20 protein-coding genes, 1 other RNA gene and 1 pseudogene are annotated in these 23,775 nt (G+C 52.4%); 10 read left to right on the top strand and 12 right to left on the bottom strand.

Annotated elements, in window-relative coordinates; genetic code table 11:
• Positions 1-55: 55 nt before the first annotated feature.
• Entirely contained in the window at positions 56-3,421 is a 3,366-nt protein-coding gene (gene mscK, locus FHD02_RS14650; RefSeq protein ID WP_137370919.1) for a mechanosensitive channel MscK, read from the bottom strand.
• A 127-nt stretch (positions 3,422-3,548) separates the two neighbouring features.
• Positions 3,549-4,199, bottom strand: coding sequence for a multidrug efflux transporter transcriptional repressor AcrR (gene acrR, locus FHD02_RS14645; RefSeq protein ID WP_137370920.1), 651 nt, complete (start codon positions 4,197-4,199; stop codon positions 3,549-3,551).
• 141 nt (positions 4,200-4,340) lie between these two features.
• Between acrR and acrA the strand changes: the two genes are divergently transcribed.
• The 6 genes from acrA (at position 4,341) to FHD02_RS14615 (ending at position 11,134) form a co-directional block, all read left to right on the top strand.
• The gene (gene acrA, locus FHD02_RS14640) at positions 4,341-5,534 is read left to right on the top strand and encodes a multidrug efflux RND transporter periplasmic adaptor subunit AcrA (protein WP_038638348.1); all 1,194 of its coding nucleotides are present in this window, start codon (positions 4,341-4,343) and stop codon (positions 5,532-5,534) included.
• A 22-nt stretch (positions 5,535-5,556) separates the two neighbouring features.
• Positions 5,557-8,706 (top strand): efflux RND transporter permease AcrB, encoded by a 3,150-nt coding sequence (acrB, locus tag FHD02_RS14635; protein WP_038638345.1) that lies wholly within the window; start codon positions 5,557-5,559, stop codon positions 8,704-8,706.
• 487 nt (positions 8,707-9,193) lie between these two features.
• On the top strand, positions 9,194-9,568 hold the full coding sequence (gene tomB / locus FHD02_RS14630) for an Hha toxicity modulator TomB (RefSeq protein WP_220394021.1): 375 nt from the start codon (positions 9,194-9,196) through the stop codon (positions 9,566-9,568).
• Between the two features lie 27 nt (positions 9,569-9,595).
• Positions 9,596-9,814 (top strand): HHA domain-containing protein, encoded by a 219-nt coding sequence (locus tag FHD02_RS14625; RefSeq protein WP_002892050.1) that lies wholly within the window; start codon positions 9,596-9,598, stop codon positions 9,812-9,814.
• 181 nt (positions 9,815-9,995) lie between these two features.
• Positions 9,996-10,547, top strand: a complete 552-nt coding sequence (gene maa / locus FHD02_RS14620) for a maltose O-acetyltransferase (RefSeq protein ID WP_042310052.1) — start codon at positions 9,996-9,998, stop codon at positions 10,545-10,547.
• A 116-nt stretch (positions 10,548-10,663) separates the two neighbouring features.
• Positions 10,664-11,134, top strand: coding sequence for a YlaC family protein (locus tag FHD02_RS14615; RefSeq protein ID WP_042310054.1), 471 nt, complete (start codon positions 10,664-10,666; stop codon positions 11,132-11,134).
• 73 nt (positions 11,135-11,207) lie between these two features.
• On the opposite strand, the gene ykgO is transcribed toward FHD02_RS14615, so the two are convergent.
• Together ykgO and FHD02_RS14605 are read right to left on the bottom strand one after the other, a co-directional pair.
• On the bottom strand, positions 11,208-11,348 hold the full coding sequence (ykgO, locus tag FHD02_RS14610; protein WP_005125190.1) for a type B 50S ribosomal protein L36: 141 nt from the start codon (positions 11,346-11,348) through the stop codon (positions 11,208-11,210).
• Between the two features lies 1 nt (position 11,349).
• Positions 11,350-11,610, bottom strand: a complete 261-nt coding sequence (locus tag FHD02_RS14605) for a type B 50S ribosomal protein L31 (protein WP_038638331.1) — start codon at positions 11,608-11,610, stop codon at positions 11,350-11,352.
• A gap of 187 nt (positions 11,611-11,797) precedes the next feature.
• Here FHD02_RS14605 and FHD02_RS14600 point away from each other — a divergent pair, with 187 nt between their 5' ends.
• A complete protein-coding gene (locus tag FHD02_RS14600; protein ID WP_137360421.1) occupies positions 11,798-13,351 on the top strand; it encodes an EAL domain-containing protein in 1,554 nt (517 codons plus the stop codon).
• A 51-nt stretch (positions 13,352-13,402) separates the two neighbouring features.
• On the opposite strand, the gene FHD02_RS14595 is transcribed toward FHD02_RS14600, so the two are convergent.
• Positions 13,403-13,756: a DUF1428 domain-containing protein gene (locus tag FHD02_RS14595; protein WP_042310059.1), complete on the bottom strand. Its 354-nt coding sequence runs from the start codon at positions 13,754-13,756 to the stop codon at positions 13,403-13,405.
• A gap of 64 nt (positions 13,757-13,820) precedes the next feature.
• Positions 13,821-14,450, bottom strand: a complete 630-nt coding sequence (locus tag FHD02_RS14590) for a YitT family protein (RefSeq protein ID WP_137360420.1) — start codon at positions 14,448-14,450, stop codon at positions 13,821-13,823.
• Between the two features lie 87 nt (positions 14,451-14,537).
• Here FHD02_RS14590 and FHD02_RS14585 point away from each other — a divergent pair, with 87 nt between their 5' ends.
• Positions 14,538-15,965 (top strand): PLP-dependent aminotransferase family protein, encoded by a 1,428-nt coding sequence (locus tag FHD02_RS14585; protein ID WP_137370921.1) that lies wholly within the window; start codon positions 14,538-14,540, stop codon positions 15,963-15,965.
• 69 nt (positions 15,966-16,034) lie between these two features.
• Here FHD02_RS14585 and ffs read toward each other — a convergent pair.
• Positions 16,035-16,131, bottom strand: an RNA gene (gene ffs / locus FHD02_RS14580) — signal recognition particle sRNA small type.
• An 84-nt stretch (positions 16,132-16,215) separates the two neighbouring features.
• Here ffs and FHD02_RS14575 point away from each other — a divergent pair.
• Positions 16,216-16,605 (top strand): annotated as a pseudogene (locus FHD02_RS14575) (MGMT family protein).
• Between the two features lie 31 nt (positions 16,606-16,636).
• Here FHD02_RS14575 and FHD02_RS14570 read toward each other — a convergent pair.
• Positions 16,637-17,206, bottom strand: a complete 570-nt coding sequence (locus FHD02_RS14570) for a YbaY family lipoprotein (protein ID WP_042310078.1) — start codon at positions 17,204-17,206, stop codon at positions 16,637-16,639.
• Positions 17,207-17,417: 211 nt separating this feature from the next.
• Here FHD02_RS14570 and tesB point away from each other — a divergent pair, with 211 nt between their 5' ends.
• Entirely contained in the window at positions 17,418-18,278 is an 861-nt protein-coding gene (tesB, locus tag FHD02_RS14565) for an acyl-CoA thioesterase II (RefSeq protein ID WP_042310080.1), read from the top strand.
• 72 nt (positions 18,279-18,350) lie between these two features.
• On the opposite strand, the gene amtB is transcribed toward tesB, so the two are convergent.
• The 4 genes from amtB to FHD02_RS14545 all read right to left on the bottom strand — a co-directional run bounded on the left by amtB (position 18,351) and on the right by FHD02_RS14545 (position 23,769).
• Positions 18,351-19,637, bottom strand: a complete 1,287-nt coding sequence (gene amtB, locus FHD02_RS14560; RefSeq protein ID WP_042310082.1) for an ammonium transporter AmtB — start codon at positions 19,635-19,637, stop codon at positions 18,351-18,353.
• 31 nt (positions 19,638-19,668) lie between these two features.
• Positions 19,669-20,007, bottom strand: a complete 339-nt coding sequence (glnK, locus tag FHD02_RS14555) for a P-II family nitrogen regulator (RefSeq protein ID WP_006685697.1) — start codon at positions 20,005-20,007, stop codon at positions 19,669-19,671.
• 218 nt (positions 20,008-20,225) lie between these two features.
• Positions 20,226-22,004 (bottom strand): SmdB family multidrug efflux ABC transporter permease/ATP-binding protein, encoded by a 1,779-nt coding sequence (locus tag FHD02_RS14550; RefSeq protein WP_137360417.1) that lies wholly within the window; start codon positions 22,002-22,004, stop codon positions 20,226-20,228.
• Positions 21,997-23,769, bottom strand: coding sequence for a SmdA family multidrug ABC transporter permease/ATP-binding protein (locus tag FHD02_RS14545; protein WP_061381564.1), 1,773 nt, complete (start codon positions 23,767-23,769; stop codon positions 21,997-21,999). Before FHD02_RS14545 ends, FHD02_RS14550 begins: the two co-directional genes overlap by 8 nt.
• Positions 23,770-23,775: the final 6 nt, after the last annotated feature.

Genomic DNA, 23,775 nt, shown 5'->3' with positions numbered 1-23,775 from the left:
GCACTTATCAGGCCTACGAATGAATGAAAGCTCGCAGGCCTGATGATTTTTTCTATTAACCTACCGAAGGCGTCGGATCGTCACCCTTGATGATGTCACGCTTAACCTCGGTCACAGTGTCCCCTTTCGCATTATGCAGGTGCACTTCGAGCTGGTTAAAGGCGATATCAATGTCATTTTCACGGCACAAACGATCGACCGCACGGTTAAGTTCGTCAACCGTATGGCTACGATCGCGCAGTTCACGCACGTATAAACGCAGCTCATGATCCAAGGTGCTGGCGCCGAAGGCGGTAAAGAACACCGCTGGTTCCGGATCGTGCATTACTTTCGGGTGTTCCATCGCAGCCTGCAACAGCACTTTCTTCACTTTCTCCAGATCCGAACCGTAGGCCACGCCAATGCGGATCACCAGACGCGTAGTGGTATCGGAAAGCGACCAGTTGATCAAACGCTCCGTCACAAAGGCTTTGTTCGGGATGATCACCTCTTTGCGATCAAAGTCGGTAATGGTGGTGGCACGAATACGGATCTTGCTGACCGTTCCCGAGAATGTTCCGATAGTCACGGTATCGCCGATGCGTACCGGGCGCTCAAACAGAATAATCAGACCGGAAACAAAGTTACCGAAAATCTCCTGCAAACCAAAACCAAGACCAACCGACAAAGCTGCGGCCAGCCACTGTAGTTTATCCCACGAGACGCCGAGCGATCCGAAGACCGTCATCGCACCGATGGCGATGATCGCATAGTTAAGAATGGTGGTGATCGCATACGACGCCCCCTGGCGCATCTTCAGTCGCGAGAGCACCAATACTTCCAACAGGCCGGGTAAGTTACGGATCAGCGCCCACGCGACCATTGACGCAATAATCGCAAACAGCAGGCTGCCCATGGTGACGCTTTTCACCACTGCGGCCCCCGCTTCTGTCGCGTTATAATGCCAGAGCGTAATGCTGTCGAGGTAACTGAACACGGTGATCAGATCGGACCAAATTGCCCAGAACAGAACACCAAACAGGGCAACCATCACCAGCATGGTGATACGCAAGGTTTGCTGGTTAACCTGCTCCAGCGCAATGGTCGGTTCTTCTTGCGGTTCCGCGCCTTCCGCCCCTTCTTTCACCAGGTTCTGACGACGCGCTAACGCACGACGCCAGGCGATACGCCGCGCCGCTACGCTCAACCCGCGAAGTACCGTCTGATACAACAGGTTCCAGACAATAACCAGATAAACCGTTTCAATCCAGCGCCCCGACAAGCGCAGCGTGGTATAGAAATACCCTGTCGCCGTCAGCACCATCAATGCGATAGGGATAATAGACAGCACGGTAATGGTGACCAGACGCAGACCATGCGACTCTTTGTCACGCCAGCTTTCACGGCACATTGGCCATACCAGGAAGGCGATCAGCAACAGGTTGAGGAAAATGACGGACTGACCAAGCACATCGTCCATCAGATTGAGCGGTGACAGTTCAGCAACAACCGACCAGAAGTTAAGCGGTAACAACGCCAGGCTAATACGCACAATCTGACGACGCCAGTGGCTGGTTTGCTTTGCAGGCATGCCAAAATGGCGTATCGCCACGCCATCTTTTTCCAGCACCTTCCAGCACAGACCAAACACCAGCCAGAAGACGGTCATCTTCTTACTGAACGCCCACAGCAGGTCGCTGATATTCAGCTGCATGGTAAGCAGAATCAGACCCACGGCGAGGATAATCAGACAGGCCGGCAGCGCTCTGATGAGATCGATCAGTATCGCTTTTGGCGTATTGAGCTGACTGTCATTACGCAGGTTGCCTACCGCAGCGGCTAATTTCGCCTGATATTCTTTCAGCCATTTCAAACGCCAGCGGATTAACCCGGCGATGAGCAGCAGCGGCAACCCTGCGAGGAAGGCAATAAATACCGCTGGCCAGGCTTTTTCCCAGTTCACCGTGATTTTCATCGACTTAAACTGGTCTTTCAGCGTTTGCGGGAAGGCTTTGATCCAGTCCCAGTCCATTGGGCGGTTACTGTTAACCCAAAAAATTTGCTGGGTGAGGATCCCTTTCAGGTTTTTCGACACGCTCATCAACTGCTGCTGGTTGATTTGCAGGTTAATCGCCATCATCAACTGGTTACCCAGTTGCTTATTCAACTGATCCAACAGCTCCCGGCGCATATCCACGACCTGCAGCAGGGCATCATGAACTTCACCGTTGACTTCGCTGCTGTGCCCTTCTTCCAGTTTGGCGACAAACGCATCATTCTGGAACAGGGCGTCACGTTGCTGATTGACCTCGAACTGCTCCAGACGCAAATCGGCGATCCGGTTAGTCATATCGGCAAGCTCATCTGCCGACGGCAGCGTTTGTTGCTGCTGGTACAGAATACGTGACAGCAGCAGACTGCCTTTCAGGACAGCGATCTGCTCTTTAATATTGCGTTCGGATTGCAGCGCGCGATCGAGCCAGTTTTTGACCTTAATGTTTTGCTGCATCAGGTTATTGCCGTTTTCGGTCGCGGCGATTAGACGCTGGCTAAGCTGATGGTTGACGTCCAGTTCCTGCTTCACTAACGGATTAGACTGAATACGCTCAGCTTCGTCAGGCGATACCGCTTCCTGCGCCGTCTTTTCGGTTAACGTCAGTCGTTTGCTGTTTACCGCTTCTTGCAGGAGCTGGAGCTGGTGTTCAAGACGATTGCTGTTTGCCGTCACGTAATCGCGTTGTTTTTGCAAGGTGTCCTGCAAAATCGTATTACCTTCAAGGCTTTTACGTTGTTGATCGATCTGCGCGTTCAAGAGCGCCTGCTGTGCCTGCAGCAGGACCTGCTGGCTGGGGCGCAACGCCGCCTCACCCACGTTATTACCATCAAGCCGATTGCGGATTTGCTGCATTTGCTGCGACGCGGTGTACATCGCATTTTGCACGCGCTCTGGCTGAGTCTGCAGTGATACCAGTTGGCTGTTATAAGCGGCCAAATCGTTTTGCGCGCTTTGCAGGTCATCCAATACCTGCGCCACGCGCGACTCCAGCTGGCGTAAGGAGAGCGTACTCAGCGTTTTTCGCGTTTCATCGTCATTATCAACATCGCTGAGCGAATTTAGCGCATCCGTCGCCTGACGCATTTTCTCCGGCGCCTCGGCAACTTTCTGCCGAAGCTGTACGGTCTCATCTTTCACTCGATCGATTTTATCCAGCGTGGCGATGGTATCGGTCAGATCCTGCTGAACCAGCTTATCCTGCGCGGAGAGATCTTTTTGTTTATTCAGCGCGTCCAGTTGGCTCTGAATATCCGCTTTCGTCGGCAGATCTCCACTCTGTTGCGCCCGTGCAAATGCTGACGACTGGCAAGAAAGCAATAGAATGAAGAAAAGAAAGGTAATAGCAATAAGATGCTGTGAACGTTTATAGAGCTGCAACATAGTCATGAGAATGAACGTTTCTGAACCGGAAAAGTGACCGGAAATAGTCAAGCGGCAAGAATATCACGGCTGTGAGCGGCAGAATAGCAGCAGGCAAAACGACCAGGATAATTCCTGGTTCAGACCGCAAAAGTTAGCAGGATTTCGCCACATTAACCCGCAGGCTTGGGCAGAGAAGACACATCTCCAACAGCACTGCGACGTATTCACGCGCTTCTTTTTTCAGATCAAAAGATTCAGGGGCAAATAACCAGTTCTCTATAATTCCGGTAACATAGCTACGCAGCAGCACCGCCACGCGCCGCGTGTTCAGATTTTCCGGCAGCATGTTGGCATTCATGCAGTGCCGCAATGTTTGTTCGATACGGTCGTAATTCTCAATACACAGACTGCGTTGAGCTAGCTGAACAGCGGCCATTTCCCCGACAAATTCGCATTTGTGGAATATAATTTCCAACAACAAACGTCGACGTTCTTCTGTCACGGTAGCTTCAAGAACGTAAATTAAAATTTCTCTTAATACTGATAGTGGATCGTCGGGGAATTTTGCTTGATACTCAGTCTCTAACTCATCAATGTTAGGTTTTGCTAGCTCCCAAATTTCACTGAATAAATCCGATTTGTTTTTGAAATGCCAATAGATTGCGCCGCGCGTGACACCAGCGGCTTTTGCGATCTCCGCAAGCGAGGTGGATGATACCCCTTGTTGCGAAAACAAACGCAGAGCAACATCGAGAATGTGCTGTCGTGTTTCCTGTGCTTGTTGTTTGGTTTTTCGTGCCATAGGTCAGTGAATTTACAGGTGTTAGATTTACATACATTTGTGAATGTATGTACCATAGCACGACGATAATATAAACGCAGCAATGGGTTTATGGGCTTTAAGCCATTGATCAATTTGAAATCGGACACTCGAGGTTTACATATGAACAAAAACAGAGGGTTAACGCCTCTGGCAGTCGTTCTGATGCTCTCAGGCAGCTTAGCGCTAACAGGATGTGACGACAAACAGGCCCAACAAGGGGGCCAGCAGATGCCAGAGGTTGGAGTTGTTACGCTCAAAACTGAACCTCTACAGATAACAACCGAACTCCCGGGTCGCACCAGTGCGTATCGCATTGCTGAAGTTCGTCCTCAGGTTAGCGGCATCATCCTGAAACGTAATTTCACGGAAGGTGGTGACATCGAAGCGGGTGTATCTCTCTATCAGATTGATCCTGCGACTTATCAGGCCGCTTATGAGAGCGCAAAAGGCGATCTGGCCAAAGCACAAGCCGCAGCAAATATCGCTCAACTGACGGTTAAACGTTATCAGAAACTGTTGGGTACTAAGTACATCAGTCAACAGGATTACGATAGCGCGCTGGCAGACGCACAGCAGGCGAACGCCGCCGTCGTCGCCGCGAAAGCCGCAGTAGAAACTGCACGCATCAATCTGGCCTATACCAAAGTGACGTCGCCGATCAGTGGCCGCATTGGTAAGTCATCCGTTACGGAAGGTGCTCTGGTGCAAAACGGTCAGGCGACCGCACTGGCTACCGTTCAGCAGTTGGACCCTATCTATGTGGACGTGACGCAGTCAAGTAACGACTTCCTGCGCCTGAAACAAGAGTTGGCCAACGGCACGCTGAAGCAAGAGAACGGTAAAGCGAAAGTCGAGCTGGTGACCAATGACGGCATTAAGTTCCCGCAGGCCGGTACGCTGGAATTTTCCGATGTTACGGTAGATCAAACCACCGGTTCGATTACGTTACGCGCAATCTTCCCTAACCCGGATCACACCTTACTGCCGGGAATGTTCGTCCGTGCTCGTCTGGAAGAAGGGACTAACCCAACTGCATTACTGGTTCCGCAGCAAGGCGTTACCCGCACACCGCGTGGTGATGCCAGTGCCTTGGTTATCGGTGCAGATAACAAAGTTGAAATGCGTCAAATTGTCGCCGCACAAGCGATTGGCGATAAATGGTTAGTCACTGATGGACTTAAGCCGGGCGACCGCGTGATTGTCACTGGGTTGCAAAAAGTACGTCCTGGCGCGCAGGTAAAAGCCCAGGAGATTACCGCGGATAATAACCAGCAAGCCGCAAGCGGTAGCCAACCTGAACAGTCCAAGTCTTAACTTAAACAGGAGCCGTTAAGACATGCCTAATTTCTTTATCGATCGCCCAATATTTGCGTGGGTGATCGCCATTATCATCATGTTGGCAGGGGGGCTCGCGATCCTCAAATTGCCGGTAGCGCAATATCCGACTATTGCACCGCCAGCAGTGACGATCTCCGCGACCTACCCTGGCGCTGATGCCAAAACAGTACAGGATACTGTTACGCAGGTTATCGAACAGAATATGAACGGTATCGATAACCTGATGTACATGTCCTCAAACAGTGACTCCACGGGTACCGTGCAGATCACCCTAACCTTCCAGTCTGGTACTGATGCGGACATTGCGCAGGTACAGGTGCAGAACAAACTGCAGCTGGCTATGCCGTTACTGCCGCAGGAAGTACAGCAGCAAGGGGTTAGCGTTGAGAAGTCATCCAGCAGCTTCCTGATGGTCGTCGGTGTTATCAACACCAATGGCACCATGACGCAGGAGGATATTTCCGACTACGTTGGCGCCAACATGAAGGATGCCATTAGCCGTACTTCAGGCGTGGGCGACGTTCAGCTGTTCGGTTCGCAGTACGCAATGCGTATCTGGATGGATCCGAACAAACTGAACAATTTCCAGCTGACACCGGTTGATGTCATCAACGCAATCAAAGCGCAAAACGCCCAGGTTGCAGCCGGTCAGTTAGGTGGTACGCCGCCGGTGAAAGGCCAGCAGCTTAACGCGTCGATCATCGCGCAGACCCGTCTGACCTCCGCCGATGAGTTCAGCAAAATTCTGCTGAAAGTAAATCAGGATGGTTCCCAGGTTCGTTTGCGTGACGTGGCGAAAGTAGAGCTGGGCGGCGAGAACTACGACATCATTGCGAAGTTCAACGGTAAACCGGCATCCGGTCTGGGTATCAAGCTGGCGACAGGCGCTAACGCCCTGGACACGGCAAATGCTATCCGCGACGAACTGAAGAAGATGGAACCGTTCTTCCCGTCAGGTCTGAAGATCGTTTACCCATATGACACCACACCGTTCGTGAAAATCTCTATTCACGAAGTGGTGAAAACGCTGGCGGAAGCAATCATCCTCGTATTCCTGGTCATGTATCTGTTCCTGCAGAACTTCCGCGCGACGTTGATTCCGACTATCGCCGTACCGGTGGTGCTGTTGGGTACTTTTGCCGTCCTTGCGATTTTCGGCTTCTCGATAAACACCCTGACGATGTTCGGGATGGTGCTCGCCATCGGCCTGTTGGTGGATGACGCCATCGTGGTGGTCGAGAACGTTGAACGTGTTATGGCGGAAGAAGGACTACCGCCGAAGGAAGCGACACGTAAATCAATGGGCCAGATTCAGGGCGCGCTGGTGGGTATCGCGATGGTGCTGTCAGCGGTATTTATCCCGATGGCATTCTTCGGGGGATCTACCGGTGCAATTTACCGTCAGTTCTCCATCACCATTGTTTCCGCGATGGCGTTGTCAGTACTGGTGGCATTGATTCTGACCCCTGCTCTGTGTGCGACCATGCTCAAACCGATTGCTAAAGGCGATCACGGAGAAGGTAAAAAAGGCTTCTTCGGCTGGTTTAACCGCATGTTCGATAAGAGCACGCACCATTACACCGACAGCGTGGGCGGTATTCTGCGCAGTACCGGTCGTTATCTGGCGCTGTATCTGATCATCGTCGTGGGCATGGCCTATCTGTTCGTTCGTCTGCCAAGTTCGTTCCTGCCAGATGAAGACCAGGGGGTATTCCTGTCCATGGCTCAGCTGCCAGCGGGTGCAACGCAAGAGCGTACCCAGAAGGTGCTGGACGAAATGACGGATTACTATCTGACGAAAGAAAAAGCGAACGTTGAATCGGTATTCGCCGTTAACGGCTTCGGTTTTGCGGGTCGTGGTCAGAACACCGGTATCGCGTTCGTCTCGCTGAAAGACTGGAGTGAACGCCCAGGTAAAGAGAATAAAGTTGAGGCGATTACCGAGCGTGCGATGGGCGCATTCTCGCAGATTAAAGATGCAATGGTCTTTGCCTTTAACCTGCCAGCCATTGTGGAGTTAGGTACCGCCACCGGTTTTGACTTCCAGTTGATTGACCAGGCAGGTTTGGGCCATGAAAAACTGACCCAGGCACGTAACCAGCTGTTTGGTGAAGTTGCGAAACATCCTGATCTGTTAGTCGGCGTACGTCCTAACGGTCTGGAAGATACGCCGCAGTTCAAGATCGATATCGATCAGGAAAAAGCGCAGGCTCTGGGTGTTTCCATTAGTGATATTAATACAACGCTGGGTGCAGCATGGGGCGGAAGCTACGTGAATGACTTCATCGACCGTGGTCGTGTGAAGAAAGTTTACGTCATGTCTGAAGCGAAATACCGTATGTTACCGGAAGATATTGGCAACTGGTACGTCCGCGGCAGCGATGGACAGATGGTCCCATTCTCCGCCTTCTCTACCTCACGTTGGGAATATGGTTCACCGCGTCTGGAACGCTATAACGGTCTGCCTTCCATGGAGATCTTAGGCCAGGCCGCACCGGGTAAAAGTACCGGTGAAGCGATGGCAATGATGGAGCAACTGGCCAGCAAACTGCCATCCGGTATCGGTTATGACTGGACAGGTATGTCCTATCAGGAACGACTGTCTGGCAACCAGGCCCCTGCTCTGTATGCCATTTCACTGATCGTCGTCTTCCTGTGCCTGGCGGCATTGTACGAGAGCTGGTCTATTCCGTTCTCCGTAATGCTAGTGGTACCGTTGGGGGTTATAGGCGCATTGCTGGCGGCAACGTTCCGTGGCCTGACTAACGACGTTTACTTCCAGGTAGGCCTGCTCACAACCATTGGGTTGTCGGCGAAGAACGCGATACTTATCGTCGAATTCGCCAAGGACTTGATGGATAAAGAGGGCAAAGGACTGATTGAGGCAACGCTGGACGCGGTCCGCATGCGTTTACGTCCGATCCTCATGACGTCACTGGCTTTTATTCTGGGCGTAATGCCGCTGGTAATCAGTTCCGGCGCAGGTTCCGGCGCGCAGAACGCCGTTGGTACTGGCGTAATGGGCGGGATGGTGACGGCAACCGTGTTGGCTATCTTCTTTGTTCCGGTGTTCTTTGTGGTGGTACGCCGCCGCTTTAGCCGCAAAAATGAAGATATTGAGCATAGCCACTCAGTCGATCATCATTGATACCTCTCTAAAGATAAGGCCGCGCAAGCGGCCTTTTTTCTGGAAAAATCATAAAATCCACTTATTGCGATTCTGTTTATTTGCTCCAGCTTAAATAAGCGATATAATCCCTGTAGCCTTAAAGGCTATTCTTAAAAAGTGTTGAGAGTTCTTATTTACGTTAATAAATATTAAGATTATTCCTAGCTATCGGTCGATCTTGTCGGTTGTTGCCTGTTGTTGCTATAGCTAATCAAGATAACCCGATGATTGCCCGAAGAATAAAGAATTTGTCCGATTTCGAATAACTGCATTTATCTGTTAAAATGTAAAAATGACGCTACATCATAATTTTGCATAATTGTAATTTTTCGTGATATGACGATGAAATCTTTTTTAGAGTAGATTATAGTTAAATCATCAGGAGTCGCGGGCAAGTTCCAGGTAGTTTGTTGTATCCATCCCGAAGGTGTTCGGTTAGTTTAAGCCACGAAGAAGGGGATGCGTTATGGATGAATACTCACCCAAAAGACATGATATCGCGCAGCTTAAATTTCTCTGCGAAACTCTGTATCATGACTGTCTTGCAAACCTTGAACAAAGTCACCATGGCTGGGTTAACGACCCTACCTCTGCAACCAGCTTACAGCTCAATGAACTGATAGAGCATATTGCAACCTTCGCACTTAATTATAAAATTAAGTACAATGAGGACAATAAGCTGATTGCGCAGATAGATGAATACCTGGATGACACTTTTATGTTGTTCAGCAGTTATGGTATTAATACGCAGGATCTGCAGAAATGGCGGAAATCAGGTAATCGACTGTTTCGCTGTTTTGTCAATGCCACCAGGGCTAATCCTGTTAGTTTGTCTTGTTAAAAATTATTACAATCATAGGTAAGAGTTATGTCTGATAAACCATTAACTAAAACAGATTATTTGATGCGGCTGCGACGCTGCCAGACAATTGACACGCTTGAGCGCGTTATTGAAAAAAATAAATATGAATTGTCCGACAACGAACTGGCTGTATTTTACTCAGCAGCGGATCACCGCCTTGCTGAATTGACCATGAATAAGCTCTACGACAAGATTCCAACTTCCGTTTGGAAATTCATTCGCTAATTGTTCTCAAGGTTAAGTCAGGTATAGCGGTACATTTGTCTGACTGACCATTTTCGCACTTACAATGATTATTTAATTCAAATCACGTGACAACGATCACAGTGAAGTAACGGGAACGTTCCCCTTATTTGCATTGCGTTTTACTGTGCTGAAATGTTCATCAGTACACAGGGAATTCGTAATGAGTAAAGAAAAGCAGAAAATGATCGCCGGTGAACTCTATCGCCCGGCAGATGAAACGTTGCGCGACGACCGACTACGCGCTCGTCAGTTGACCCATCGCTACAATCTCACTGCGCCAGACGCAAAAAGTGAGCGTCAGGCCATCCTGCATGATCTGTTGGGTCAAAGCGAGGGCGCGTATATTGAACCCTCTTTCCGCTGTGATTACGGTTATAACATCTACCTCGGTAAAGAATTTTACGCCAACTTCGACTGCGTCATGCTTGATGTCTGTCCAATCCATATTGGCGATAACTGCATGCTGGCACCCGGCGTCCATATCTACACAGCCACGCATCCGCTTGATGCGACCGAACGCAACAGCGGTCTGGAGCTGGGAAAACCCGTCACTATTGGCAACAACGTCTGGATAGGCGGACGTGCAGTAATAAATCCAGGCGTAACGCTCGGAGATAATGTCGTTGTAGCATCTGGCGCGGTGGTGACGAAAAGCGTTCCGGCAAACAGCGTAGTCGGCGGTAATCCCGCGAGGATCATCAAAACACTGTGATCTTAAATGTAACTGTTATGCTAAATTGTGGTTAATCTGTTACTTTCTTCAGAAGGTGTCCCCTTTTAAAATAGGGCGATCCCTCCTGAATTTTGCAGATATCACGAAGGCAAGAGATGACAGAAATACAGCGCCTGCTTACCGAAACAATCGACGACTTAAATATTCGCGAGAAGCGCGACAACAAACCGCGCTTTAGCATCAGCTTTATTCGCAAACATCCGGGGCTGTTTATCGGTATGTATGTGGCGTGGTTTGCTACGCTGGCGGTAATGCTACAGTCAGAAACGCTGGTCGATTCGGTATGGCTGCTGGTAGTACTGTTTGTCATACTTAACGGCTTTTTCTTTTTCGACGTGGCGCCGCGCTATCGCTATGAAGACATCGACGTCCTGGATTTCAGAGTTTGCTATAACGGTGAATGGTACAACACGCGTTTTGTTCCATCCTCACTGATCGACTCTATTTTGCACTCCCCTTCAGTTGATAGCGAACATAAAGCACAGTTGCAAAAGATGATTTCACGTAAAGGCGAACTCTCGTTCTACGATGTGTTTACGCTCACCCGCCCGCAGGCCAGCCAGTAATTTCGCCGTTACCATAAAAAAGTGCGTCCCTGTAAAGGAAACGCACTTTAATCCCTGAATGCTGGCAATGAAACTAACGTCTTTTTTTACGACCCTGTACCGCTTTAAATCGCGGATTCGTTTTACAGATAACATACAAGCGCCCTTTGCGTTTCACTATCTGGCAGTCAGGGTGCCGCTGTTTTGCGCTGCGAAGCGAATTGAGTACCTGCATTTTAACCTCGCTTAGCACCAATAAAATGACCAAAACGTTTCTGGAAGCGCGCTGCGCTACCTTCGTTATCAAAGGTCTTTTGTTTTCCGGTGTAGTATGGATGTGACTTAGAGGAGATATCGAGGGTCACATACGGGTACGTTTTCCCCTCGAACTCAATCTCACGTTCGGTTTTGATGGTCGAACCGACCTTAAAATATTCATTGGCACTGGTATCGTGAAACACCACGGTACGATAAAAAGGATGGATATCCGGTTTCATGGCAACCTCAATTGTTACGTTATAACATAACCATTAAAATACACCACTCTTGTTTAAATCACAACCTGATTTACGCTACGGACAAACAAACGGGATGATAAGTGGCCCTAAATATATGATGCCAATCGAATAGCTTTTTCGGCTTTCAGATATACTTTCCTTACGCTGTGTTAATAAGGATATCATTGTGACAACACGACATCTGATAAGCCTGGTAACCGGGGTGCTGTTTCTTTCTATTCTCGCGCCCGTAGGTTTAAGCTTGTGGCTGGCACATCGTCAGGTCGAAACAAAATTTATCGATGAACTCGATATGTTCTCAACACGAGCCGCATTGCGCACGGAACGCGTCGGCGAGCAGGCCAGGAAAGCATTACGCCACATAGAATCCTTTCAGGGGGTGCCTTGTAGTGACGAGCATCTGCTGGAAATGCGTCGCTTGTCATATAGCTATCGCTATATTCAGGAAGTGCTGTATCTCAAAGATAATGTTCCACAATGTTCTTCTCTGGAAAAAAGCAGCCAGGCTGCCGCATTTCCACCGGCAATGAAAGTCACGCCGGATGGATATCGCGCATGGCTTACTACGCAAAATGATTTGGGCATCAAGCGTTTTATGGCAGCTTTAGGTAGCGAGCATTATGTTGTAATGGTCGATCCGGGCTCCTTTATTGACGTCATCCCGTTTGGCTCATGGCCGATAGAAGTCACAATCATTGGCACCGCGCGCAACGTGGTGGTTGCCAGTAGCGCCGCGCTGCCATCAGACGTTTTGCAACACGTGAAACAAGAACATTCGATCACTCATTTTCAGAAAGGTAGCAGTATTTTTAATGCTCGCCCCTTCCCCGAACTGGGCATCACGATCGTCACCTGGGCATCTACCCTACCATTACAGAAAACCTGGCACCGACAGGCCCTGATCTGGGTCCCGGCAGGGATTATCATCGGCCTGCTTACCGCCGCCTTTATTCTGCGCATTTTGCGCCGCTTACAGTCCCCCCATCACCAGTTGCAGGATGCCATCCAGAATCGGGATATCAAGGTCCATTACCAGCCGATTATCTCACTCACAACGGGAAAAGTGGTCGGGGCAGAAGCGCTGGCCCGTTGGCAGCAGGCCGATGGGAGCTATTTGTCGCCCGAAATTTTTGTCGCGATGGCGCAGGAGACCGGACTGACAAAACCCCTCACGCGTTTGATAATTGAAAGCGTGTTTGACGATTTAGGAAAATGGCTGCGTCAACATCCGGATCAGCATATCTCCATTAACCTTGAGTCAGCCGATCTGGCTTCTGAAACGCTTCCCGCTCTGTTAGGCCAGAAGGTAAAACACTGGCAGCTTAAGCCAGCGCAAATCGCGCTGGAACTGACCGAACGCGAGTTTGCCGATCCGAAAAACAGCGCGCCGTTTATTGCTAAATATCGTCAGGCGGGACACTCGATATACATCGATGACTTTGGGACCGGCTATTCCAGCCTGAGCTATTTACAGGATCTGGATGTGGACATCCTGAAGATAGATAAATCCTTTGTTGATGCCCTGGAGTACAACAACGTGACGCCGCATATCATTGAGATTGCCAAAACGCTGAAGCTGGAAATGGTGGCAGAAGGTATCGAAACTGAAAATCAGGAAGCCTGGCTACGACAACATGGCGTGCAGTATGGTCAGGGCTGGCTTTACAGTAAGGCACTGCCAAAAGCGGAATTTATTCTGTGGGCTGAAAAACGGCTTTAACAGGGCTGTTGATGTTGAGATGGCTGGCGGCACGCCGCACAGCCAGTCACATCACTCGTCCATAATGGGCGCAAATCCACCGTAGATCATTCGCTTGCCATCAAATGGCATAGATTCACCGAATTCCTTCATACGGGGATCGGACATCATCTTCTGATTCGCCGCATCGCGGACCTCTTTGGATGGGTATTCAATCCAGCTGAATACCACCTCTTCATGATCCTGCGCTTTCACTGCCATGCGAAAATCGGTCAATTTGCCGTCGGGGACATCATCAGCCCAGCACTCCACCACGCGTAATGCGCCGAACTCCTTGAAAAGCGGAGCTGCTTTTGCCGCCATCGCAATGTACGCCTCCTTATTTTCAGCGGGTACGGCAACCACAAAACCATCAACATACTTCATGAGAAAAACCTCCGAAGTTTACTGCGCGGCAAGCCGATTCTGACCGCGTCAGTCGAGGTTAAGTTTAGTCGCCAGCGGACGATCGTGCCCCAGACTCACTCCTGACACGAATGCGCGACTGTGGCTGGTGGCGAAACCACGGCAGGCAAATCTGAATTAACGGCCCAATAGCCAGCGCATACAATACCGTGCCAACCCCCACGGTTCCCCCCAACAGCCAACCGATAAGCAACACGGACACTTCAATAGCGGTGCGAATGCGTCGTACTGGCCATCCGGTACGTGCGTGAATACCGGTCATCAGACCGTCCCGTGGGCCCGCGCCAAAACCAGCGCCAATGTATAAACTGGTGGCTAATGCATTCAGTATCACCGCCGTCACCAGCAGGCCGCTGCGCGCCAGCAGGGATTCAAATCCCGGGATCACCACCAGCGCGGCATCTGCAGCCAGCCCAATCATAATGACATTGCTCAGGGTGCCAAATCCGGGACGCTGGCGTAGCGGTATCCACGCCAGCAGCACCAACACGCCTACGACAATAATCACCACGCCGATATTCATCGACAGTAAATTGGCCACGCCCAGGTGAAATACGTTCCACGGATCGGCCCCTAAATCGGCACGAACAAACATGGCTGTCGACACACCGTACAGCGCCAGACCGATATACAGCTGAAGTAAACGACGCAGCATGCTTTTTCCCTCTCACTCTCAGATAGCTTTCATCTTCCCCGTAATTGGCACTATGATTAATGTCCAGTTTTCAAAAAGTGGACTGCTATGTCATCTCGCCGTTATGGAAGTCAGTCTTTGCAGCGCCTGCTCGGCCACTGGCAGGAAAGCCCTTCGCGAACGCCCCTCTGGCGACAGTTGGCAGAAGCGCTACGTCTATTGATTCTCGATGGTCGTCTGGCGCTGGATAGCCGCTTGCCTGGCGAGCGTGAACTCGCTGCCGTTCTGGAAGTGAGCCGAACCACCGTTGCCAGTGCTATGGCGCAACTGCGTGAGGAAGGCTATCTGGAGAGCCGTCATGGGAGCGGTTCACGGGTTATTCTGCCGGAACACATTCGCCACGTGCCAACGCGAACCAGCGCTGGCACTGCGCTTGATTTGTCCACGGCAGCGCTCAGTGCCGGTCCCGAAATTCATCAGGCTTATCAGCAAGCGTTGTTCGCGATGCCGCAGCATCTGCTGAGTTCCGGGTATCTGCCGCAGGGGCTGGCAGCTTTACGTGAATCCATCGCCTGGCATTATTGCGAGCGCGGACTCCCCACGCAGCCCGATGAAATAATGGTGGTGAATGGCGCGGTCAGCGGTCTGGCGCTGATCCTGCGTTTGCTGACAGGTCCTGGCGATCGCGTCGTCGTTGATCACCCCACGTATCCGCTGGCGATTGCCGCTATTCAGGGCGCATCTTGTCGGCCTGTTGGCGTGTCGCTACCCGAGCAGGGTTGGGATACGGCCGGTCTGGTCGCCACCATCGCGCAAACGGCGCCCAGAATGGCCTACCTGATGCCAGACTTTCATAACCCGACCGGGCGCTGCATGGACGCCGCAACCCGCCAGGTTATCGCAGATATTGCCGAAAGAACGCGTACCACGTTGGTAGTCGATGAGACGATGGTGAACCTGTGGTACGACGCCCCGCCACCACCGCCGCTTGCCGCGTTCAATCGCGATGCCCCAATCATTTTACTGGGTTCGGCAGGGAAAAGCTTTTGGGGAGGATTACGTTTGGGTTGGATTCGGACTTCGTCACGAACAATTGCCGCCCTGGTACAAACCCGCGACACCTTCGATTTGGGCTCTCCGGTACTTGAACAACTCGCCACCCGTTGGTTGTTGGATAACGCTGAGCGCTTTCTGCCTGACAGAAGACGGTTGCTGACATCGCAGCGCGATCTGTGTTCCAGTCTGATGTATACACATTTCCCGGAATGGCAGTTTACCCAACCACAAGGAGGACTCTCTTTCTGGGTCGAACTGCCCGATACGCTGGCGACGCTCTTTGCTGCACGCGCCGAAAGCGCGGGGATTCAGTTAGGAACCGGTACGCGCTTCGGCCTCGATGGCGCATTCGATCGTTTTTTGCGCATGCCCTTCACATTGCCGGATGATACAGCACGCGCCGCCTTCAGGGTGTTGCAACCCATTTGGGATAACCTGCGTTTGCAGGCCAGCAGCGGGAAAATGCGCAAAATAATTTAATTTTGCCCTGGCATCACACCAGGCGGGAGCAATACGAAGAAATTGCCGGACGGCAGAATTGGGTGGGGGCCCTGCCAGCTACATCCCGGCACACACGTCATCTGCCTTGGCTGCTTCCTTCCGGACCTGACCTGGTAAACAGAGTAGTGTTGCGGGAGAACCAACAGAGCCCCCATTGAGAGCGTTGTTAACCAACGCGCAGGCGCATTATCACTGCTGCACCCTGTAAATGCAACCCATCCAGCATCGGATGCTGTTTTCTTGCGCAATGCGGCTTCACTCACTCGCCATTCAGGATTATGCTGAAGGATTAGCGCAGGAATAAATGATGGATATACAAGACACTTTCCCCCAACGCGTCTGGCAAATTGTCGCGTCAATCCCCGAAGGATTCGTCACCACCTATGGCGATGTCGCCAGACTTGCCGGATCGCCGCGCGCTGCGCGCCAGGTAGGCGGCGTGCTTAAGCGTCTCCCCGAAGGTAGTTCCCTGCCCTGGCATCGGGTCGTCAATCGCCACGGTGCTATTTCACTGACGGGCCCCGATCTGCAACGACAACGTCAGGCGTTGCTGGCAGAAGGCATTGTCGTTTCCGGCAGCGGGCAAATCGATTTACAGCGCTATCGCTGGGTGTACTAACCCTCTCCTCATGGAGAGGGTTACGACTGCCTTAATACTGCGTGGGAGCAGGAACGGCAGAAGACGGGGTCACCTGGGTTGGTGAGGTCGAAGGCACCGTGGTGGTTGCGCCGCCGCCAGCATTAAGCGGGACTGCGGTCTGCTGCACGGGAACCAAAGTCAGGTCGGCTTTCGTCCCGCCCTGATTGATAACCGTCTGAACGGTATCGGTAATAAAGACCAGTTTGCCATTCACCGTAATTGCGGCACTCAGCAGAATACGCGCGTTGGGCTGAATATCTGCCGGGTTAAACGGTAATACGAAGCTGAATGGCGCTTGCTTACCTTCAGTACGCACCGCTTTTTGCGACAGCACTTTTGACGGCGCATCGGCCAGCGACGCATCCGACAGCGTGACGGTCAGCACCGCATCCGGTGGCAGAGCCACTTTCTGGCGGATCCATACCGTACCAGAGACATTGGGCTGTTGAATTTTAGACTGTGTGTCAGAAATTGACGTATTAGGGCTTGGCGCAGGTGTCTGAATATCTGCACTTTTATCGGCGCAGGCTGCCAGAGAGACTGCAACCGCTAAACCACTTACCATGTGCACGAGTTTCATTAAATTCTCCTTATCATCTATGCACCAGCGAGAACTTTCCTCGCCAGAAGAGTGGTTAACAAAAACATAACGTGATTAAGTGTGGCACAAGACAGCTGTTTTTGCCTGTAATAGGCCCGTAATTCAGACAATTGCACCCATCGGACCACTTTCAAAATTGCGTTATACTCTGCCTACCTCGCGCGACATCGATATCACCTGGAGAGCACGTATGAGTCTGGCACTGAAAAATTTGCTGACATTGTTAAATCTGGAAAAAATAGAAGAAGGACTCTTTCGCGGCCAAAGTGAAGACTTAGGATTACGTCAGGTTTTTGGCGGACAGGTTGTCGGTCAGGCGCTATATGCCGCGAAAGAAACCGTCCCGGAAGAACGTCTGGTGCACTCCTTTCACAGCTACTTTTTACGCCCCGGCGATAGCCAAAAACCCATCATTTATGATGTAGAAGTCCTGCGTGATGGTAACAGCTTCAGCGCACGCCGCGTTGCCGCAATCCAAAACGGTAAACCCATTTTTTATATGACAGCCTCTTTTCAGGCACCGGAAGACGGATTTGAACATCAGAAAACCATGCCGGATGCGCCGGGTCCCGATGAGTTGAAGTCAGAAACGGAAATTGCCCGCTCAGTGGCGCATTTGCTACCGCCGCTGTTGAAAGAAAAATTTATCAACGATCGCCCATTGGAAGTACGTCCGGTAGAGTTTCATAACCCCTTAAAAGGTCACGTCGCTCCTCCGACCCGTCAGGTATGGATCCGCGCCAACGGTCAGCTGCAAGACGATCTGCGCGTCCATCAGTATCTGCTGGGTTATGCCTCTGACCTGAACTTCCTGCCCGTCGCGTTGCAACCGTACGGGATTGGTTTCCTGGAAAAAGGGATTCAGATCGCCACCATTGACCACTCAATGTGGTTCCATCGTCCGTTCAATATCAATGAATGGCTGCTGTATAACGTCGAAAGTACTTCCGCCTCCGGTGCACGGGGCTTTGTGCGCGGAGAATTTTATACCCAGGATGGCGTGCTGGTCGCTTCTACCGTACAGGAAGGGGTAATGCGTAATCGCAATTGATGCCTTATCCGGCCTACAGACTACATCGTTGTAGGCCGGATAAACATTAGTGCCATCCGGCATATTGAGAAATCAGGCGTTGTAGGCGTTCTCGCCGTGACTGTTCACATCCAGACCTTCGCGTTCCTGCTCTTCTGGTACGCGCAGACCCACCGTCATATCCGCCAGCTTATAACCAATGAAGGCCACCACGCCGGACCAGACGATGGTAATCGCCACGCTTTCCAGTTGCACCAGTAACTGATGCCCCATGGTCACGCCCTCAGCAAACCCCACGCCTCCCAGAGAGCTGGCGGCAAAAACCCCGGTCAGGATGCAGCCGACAATGCCACATACGCCGTGAACACCAAACACATCACACGGATCGTCCACGCGCAGAAAACGCTTCAACATCGTCACCCCCCACAGGCCCGCCAGACCGGCTACCACGCCAATAATCAACGCCCCGCCGACACCGATATAGCCACAGGCAGGCGTTACGCCAACCAGACCCGCAACGGCCCCAGAACAGGCCCCCAGCAGAGACGGTTTACCGCGCAGCGCCCATTCCCCGAAGATCCACCCGAGGATGGCGGCAGCGGTGGCGACCACGGTATTGACGAAAGCCAGTGCAGCGATTTCATTCGCCATGCCCGCAGAACCGGCATTAAAGCCGAACCAGCCAATGTAGAGAATGGCGGTGCCGGTGAAGACCATCGGTAGGTTATGCGGTTTAAAGGCTTCTTTACCAAAACCAACGCGTTTGCCAATCAGATAAGCACCCACCAGACCGGCAATCGCCGCGTTGATATGTACAACCGTCCCGCCGGCAAAATCCAGTGCACCGTGAGAAGCCAGCAAACCGCCGCCCCAGACCATATGGGCTATTGGGATGTAAGACAGCGTTAACCACACCACCACAAAAATCAGTACCGCCGAGAAGCGAATACGCTCAGCCAGCGCCCCAACGATAAGCCCAACGGTGATACAGGCGAAAGAGCCCTGAAAAGCAACGTGAATGTACTGGTAGAAGCTCCCCGTGACCGCCGTCAACGCGATGTTCTTCAGCAATACCCAGTTGAAGTTGCCGAAGAAATTATTCCCTTCGCCAAAGGCCAGTGAGTAGCCATAAACCACCCATAAAATACAGACCAGGGCAAATGTCACCGTCACCTGAGTCAGCATCGACAACACGTTCTTACCGCGAATCAAACCGCCGTAAAACAGCGCAATGCCAGGAATGGTCATAAACAGCACCAGCGCGGTACAGATCATCATAAAAGCGTTATCCGCTTTGTCCGCGACCGCCGGTGCCGCCATCGCCAGTCCCGGCAACAGCGCCAGTGAAGCAATACCTGTTTTCATCGTTGCTATCTTCATTTTTTGGTTTCCTATCACTGTGTGCCAGACGTTACAGTGCGGCTTCGTCAGTTTCGCCGGTACGAATACGAATCACGCGTTGCAGCTCGGCGACAAAGATTTTGCCGTCGCCAATTTTTCCGGTGTAGGCCGCCTTGCTGATGACATCGATCACTTCATCCAGTTGGTCATCGGCAATCGCCACATCAATCTTCACCTTGGGCAAAAAATTGACGCTATATTCAGCCCCACGGTACAGCTCGGCATGACCTTTCTGTCGGCCAAACCCCTTCACTTCGGTGACGGTCAGCCCCTGAATACCAATAGACGACAAGGCTTCGCGGACGTCTTCCAGTTTGAACGGTTTGATTACCACGGTAACCAGCTTCATAGATCCCCTCCAGTCAGAATTCAGTAGTGGCTGCAGATACACCAGATGAATACTGCAAGGGGTGTGCCAGGAATGAAAATGGCAGGATGGTTCGGGCTAACCGAGGGGTGTTGGGGAAGAAAAAGAAAAAACGCACTATAACGGTGCATAGTGCGTTACATTTTTGCACCAGATTGTTGATTGCCGTCCGGCCTACGATACCGGGTTGGTCTCAGCTATCAGGCAATAATGGAATCCTCTTGCGTACTGGCTGCCAGCTCCTCGCCCGCCAGCTGCAGTTGATACATCTGCCAGTAACGGCCTTGTGCCGCCAGTAATTGCTGGTGCGTACCTCGCTCAACCGCCTGTCCACGGTGCAGCACCAGAATGGTGTCCGCATCGACAATCGTCGATAAGCGATGCGCAATCACCACCAGCGTGGTGTGTTCACGCACCGCCGCCAGCGCTTGCTGAATCGCCTGTTCCGTGCCGGAGTCAATACTGGCCGTGGCTTCGTCGAGGATCAGTACCTGCGGCGTTTCAACCAACACTCGCGCCAGCGCCAGCAGCTGTTTTTGCCCAACGGAGAGATTATTGCCCTGCTCGCCCAGCCGGGTATGAATCCCCTCGCTCAGGCCGCGCGCCAGCTCCGCCAGTTGCACGGTCTCCAGCGCCTGCCATACCCGCTCTTCTGAGATATCGCGGCCCAGCGTGACATTTGCCAGGAAGGTATCCGCCATCACCACCGGATCCTGCTGCACCATCGCGATGCCCTGGCGTAATACACCATGGCTCAGCGAAGACAGCGGTCTCCCATCAAGGCGGATTTCCCCCTGCGTCAGCGGGTAGTACCCCATCAGCAGGCTGGCCAGCGTACTTTTGCCGCTGCCGGTGTGCCCGACCAGGGCCACAAAGCTACGCGAAGGCACGGACAGACTGATGTTTTGCAGCACCAGATTGTCGTCACGATAGGCAAATGAAACGTTATCTACCTCGATATCCCCGTTCTTTAGCGGCTGGTCATCGTCACCATAGCGTTGACGTGGCCCATCCATCAATTCGAACACACGTTCACCGGCGACAACCGCCTGCTGCAGCATTGACTGCTGGGTTGTCAGCTCGATAAGCGGCTCGTTCAACCGCCCGAGATAGCTAATAAACGCATACAGCACACCAACCTCGATGGAGCTGCCAGAGGTAAAGCTGAACAGCATCAATAAACCGCAGAGGATCAGCGCCGAGAAAAGGCTAAGCAGCGGACGCAGCAAAAAGCCATCCAGGCGCAGGGTCTGCATCCGCGCCATATAGTGCGAACGGCTGGCCTCGCCCATTCTTTCGCCAAATCGCGCCTGCTGGCGGAACTGCTGGATAACACTCATGCCGTTGATGACTTCGTTAAACCCATCGTTAATATCCGCCAGATAAGCGCGCACCCGGCGCACAATCGGGGTGCTGTAACGTTGATAAATCACCATCACCACCAGCACCGCCGGGAAAATGATCATCGCGACCAGCGCCATGCGCCACTCCAGGCTGAACATCGCCACCAGCATCGCGCCGATCAAGGCCGCACTGCGCAGAACCGTTGCCACAACCGTCACATACAGGTCACGAATCACTTCCGTGTCATTGGTCACACGTGAGATAAGCTGCCCGACGGGCTGAGTATCAAAGGCGCTGAGCGGCTGGCGCAGCGCAGCGTCCATGACATCAGTGCGCAACTGTTGCACCACGCCAACCGCCGCCTGATTAAATAACAGTGACTGCGCATAATGCAGACCCGCCGCCAGCAGTTGCAATCCCACATACGCCGCAACCAGCCCGGCGACCATCGCCAGCGGCAGGTTGTTTTTCGCCACCATGTTATCGATAAAATAGCTAATCAGCAGCGGGCCGCTGACTTCCGCCGCAGCCGCCACCCACAGCATGACTACCGCAATCGCCAGCGGTTTTCGCCATGGCGAACCGTACTTCAGCAGCCTTTTCAGGGTCGGCCATAGTTGCCCAAAACTACGCATTAGCCGCCTCCCCGTTTATCTCTGGCGCATCGGACAGCGCCGCTTCCAGCTGCTGATAACGGTACATATCGCGATACCAGCCAGGCTGCTGCACTAACGATTCATGTTCACCGCGCTGAGCGATATGCCCATGCTGCATCACGATAATCTCGCTGGCTTCCGTCAAAGCCGATAAACGGTGAGCGCTGATAATCACGGTTCTGCCTTCGCCCCACTGGCGCAGGTTATGCAGGATCTGATGCTCGGTACGACCATCTACTGCCGACAGCGCATCATCCAGAATCAGAATTTCAGCGTTCAACAGCAGCGCACGGGCAATAGAGATTCGCTGTTTTTGCCCACCGGACAGCATCACCCCGCGTTCACCCACCTCGGTGTCATAGCCCTGAGGAAGACGTAAAATATCCTCATGAACGCTGGCAAGGCGCGCCACATGTTCGATCTCTTCCTGCGTGGCCTGCGGGCGTCCTAAGGCGATGTTATTGGCGACGGTATCTGAAAACAGGAATGGCGTCTGGCTAACCACCGCCAGTCGGCTGCGCCAGCTATCCAGCTGTAAGCGCGTTAACGGGATATCATGAAAGCGCACATCGCCCTGGGTGATATCAAAATGACGCTGGATCAGCGACAGCACCGTACTTTTTCCCGCGCCAGTCGGACCACAGATGCCCAGCATCTGTCCAGGTTTAAGCTGGAAATTCACATTTTCCAGCGCCGGGTGGGTGGTTTGTGGGTAGCAAAACTCGCGAATCGCCACCGCCAGCTCGCCGCGTCCTTCCGGCACCGGTTCAGTACCGTCATCCACCACCGGCGCTTCAGCCAGCATGGCGCGAATTCGGCTATACGCGGCGCTGCCACGTTCGACGATGTTAAACATCCAGGCCAGCGCCAGCATCGGCCAAATCATTAGTCCGAGATACATCATAAAGCTGGTCAGTTGGCCGAGCGTCAGCGAACCGTGCACCACCATCCAGCTTCCCCCGGCAATCGCCAGCAAGTTAGCCATCCCAATGGCGATATAAATCGTGGGATCAAAGCGGGCGTCAATACGTGCCACCCGCAGGTTTTTCTTACCGGTATCTTCAGCATCTGCGGCAAATAATGCCGACTGCCGATCCTCCAGCCCAAAAGCCTTGATCATACGAATACTGGTCAGGCTTTCCTGAGTACGATCGTTGAGGCTGGAAAACGCCGCCTGCGCCAGCTTAAAACGGTGATGGAGTCGATCACCGTAACGTTTGATCATCAACGCCATCACCGGCATCGGCAGCAGCGCAATGAGCGTCAGTTGCCAGCTTATCTGCGTTGACATCACGATCAGCACCGCACACCCCATTACCAGCGAATCCACCAGCGTCAGCACGCCTTCGCCAGCGGCAAACACCACTCGATCGACATCGTTGGTGGCACGCGCCATCAGATCGCCCGTACGGTGACGCAGATAAAATTCTGGATGCTGGCGACTCAACTGACGGTAATAATCTTCCCGCAGCTCAACCGCCAGCTGGTAGGATGCGCCAAACAGCAGCACGCGCCAGACATAACGCAGCAAATAAACCACCACGGCAATCAGGGCAATTGTCCCCACCCACATCAGCAGCCGTTCGGTGGTGAAGCGTTGAGTCGTCACGCCATCCACAATGATCCCGACCACTTTCGGCGGAATAAGCTGAAGGATAGCGATGATGATAAGCAAGGCCACTGCCCCGAGGTAGCGACGCCACTCCCGGCGGAAGTACCAGCTTAATTGAGCAAATAATCGCACGCGTTA

The organism is Citrobacter sp. EC_71, from assembly GCF_019584005.1.
Lineage (GTDB): Bacteria > Pseudomonadota > Gammaproteobacteria > Enterobacterales > Enterobacteriaceae > Citrobacter > Citrobacter werkmanii.
The sequence above is the reverse complement of the archived record's forward strand: the minus strand, read 5'-3'. Positions and strand labels throughout refer to the sequence as shown.

Excerpts from the sequence above, each read along its gene's own strand:
- mscK (WP_137370919.1), bottom strand. The coding sequence starts at position 3,421 with ATGACTATGTTGCAGCTCTATAAACGTTCACAGCATCTTATTGCTATT.
- acrR (WP_137370920.1), bottom strand. The coding sequence starts at position 4,199 with ATGGCACGAAAAACCAAACAACAAGCACAGGAAACACGACAGCACATT.
- acrA (WP_038638348.1), top strand. The coding sequence starts at position 4,341 with ATGAACAAAAACAGAGGGTTAACGCCTCTGGCAGTCGTTCTGATGCTC.
- acrB (WP_038638345.1), top strand. The coding sequence starts at position 5,557 with ATGCCTAATTTCTTTATCGATCGCCCAATATTTGCGTGGGTGATCGCC.
- tomB (WP_220394021.1), top strand. The coding sequence starts at position 9,194 with ATGGATGAATACTCACCCAAAAGACATGATATCGCGCAGCTTAAATTT.
- FHD02_RS14625 (WP_002892050.1), top strand. The coding sequence starts at position 9,596 with ATGTCTGATAAACCATTAACTAAAACAGATTATTTGATGCGGCTGCGA.
- maa (WP_042310052.1), top strand. The coding sequence starts at position 9,996 with ATGAGTAAAGAAAAGCAGAAAATGATCGCCGGTGAACTCTATCGCCCG.
- FHD02_RS14615 (WP_042310054.1), top strand. The coding sequence starts at position 10,664 with ATGACAGAAATACAGCGCCTGCTTACCGAAACAATCGACGACTTAAAT.
- ykgO (WP_005125190.1), bottom strand. The coding sequence starts at position 11,348 with ATGCAGGTACTCAATTCGCTTCGCAGCGCAAAACAGCGGCACCCTGAC.
- FHD02_RS14605 (WP_038638331.1), bottom strand. The coding sequence starts at position 11,610 with ATGAAACCGGATATCCATCCTTTTTATCGTACCGTGGTGTTTCACGAT.
- FHD02_RS14595 (WP_042310059.1), bottom strand. The coding sequence starts at position 13,756 with ATGAAGTATGTTGATGGTTTTGTGGTTGCCGTACCCGCTGAAAATAAG.
- FHD02_RS14590 (WP_137360420.1), bottom strand. The coding sequence starts at position 14,450 with ATGCTGCGTCGTTTACTTCAGCTGTATATCGGTCTGGCGCTGTACGGT.
- FHD02_RS14585 (WP_137370921.1), top strand. The coding sequence starts at position 14,538 with ATGTCATCTCGCCGTTATGGAAGTCAGTCTTTGCAGCGCCTGCTCGGC.
- FHD02_RS14570 (WP_042310078.1), bottom strand. The coding sequence starts at position 17,206 with ATGAAACTCGTGCACATGGTAAGTGGTTTAGCGGTTGCAGTCTCTCTG.
- tesB (WP_042310080.1), top strand. The coding sequence starts at position 17,418 with ATGAGTCTGGCACTGAAAAATTTGCTGACATTGTTAAATCTGGAAAAA.
- amtB (WP_042310082.1), bottom strand. The coding sequence starts at position 19,637 with ATGAAGATAGCAACGATGAAAACAGGTATTGCTTCACTGGCGCTGTTG.
- glnK (WP_006685697.1), bottom strand. The coding sequence starts at position 20,007 with ATGAAGCTGGTTACCGTGGTAATCAAACCGTTCAAACTGGAAGACGTC.
- FHD02_RS14550 (WP_137360417.1), bottom strand. The coding sequence starts at position 22,004 with ATGCGTAGTTTTGGGCAACTATGGCCGACCCTGAAAAGGCTGCTGAAG.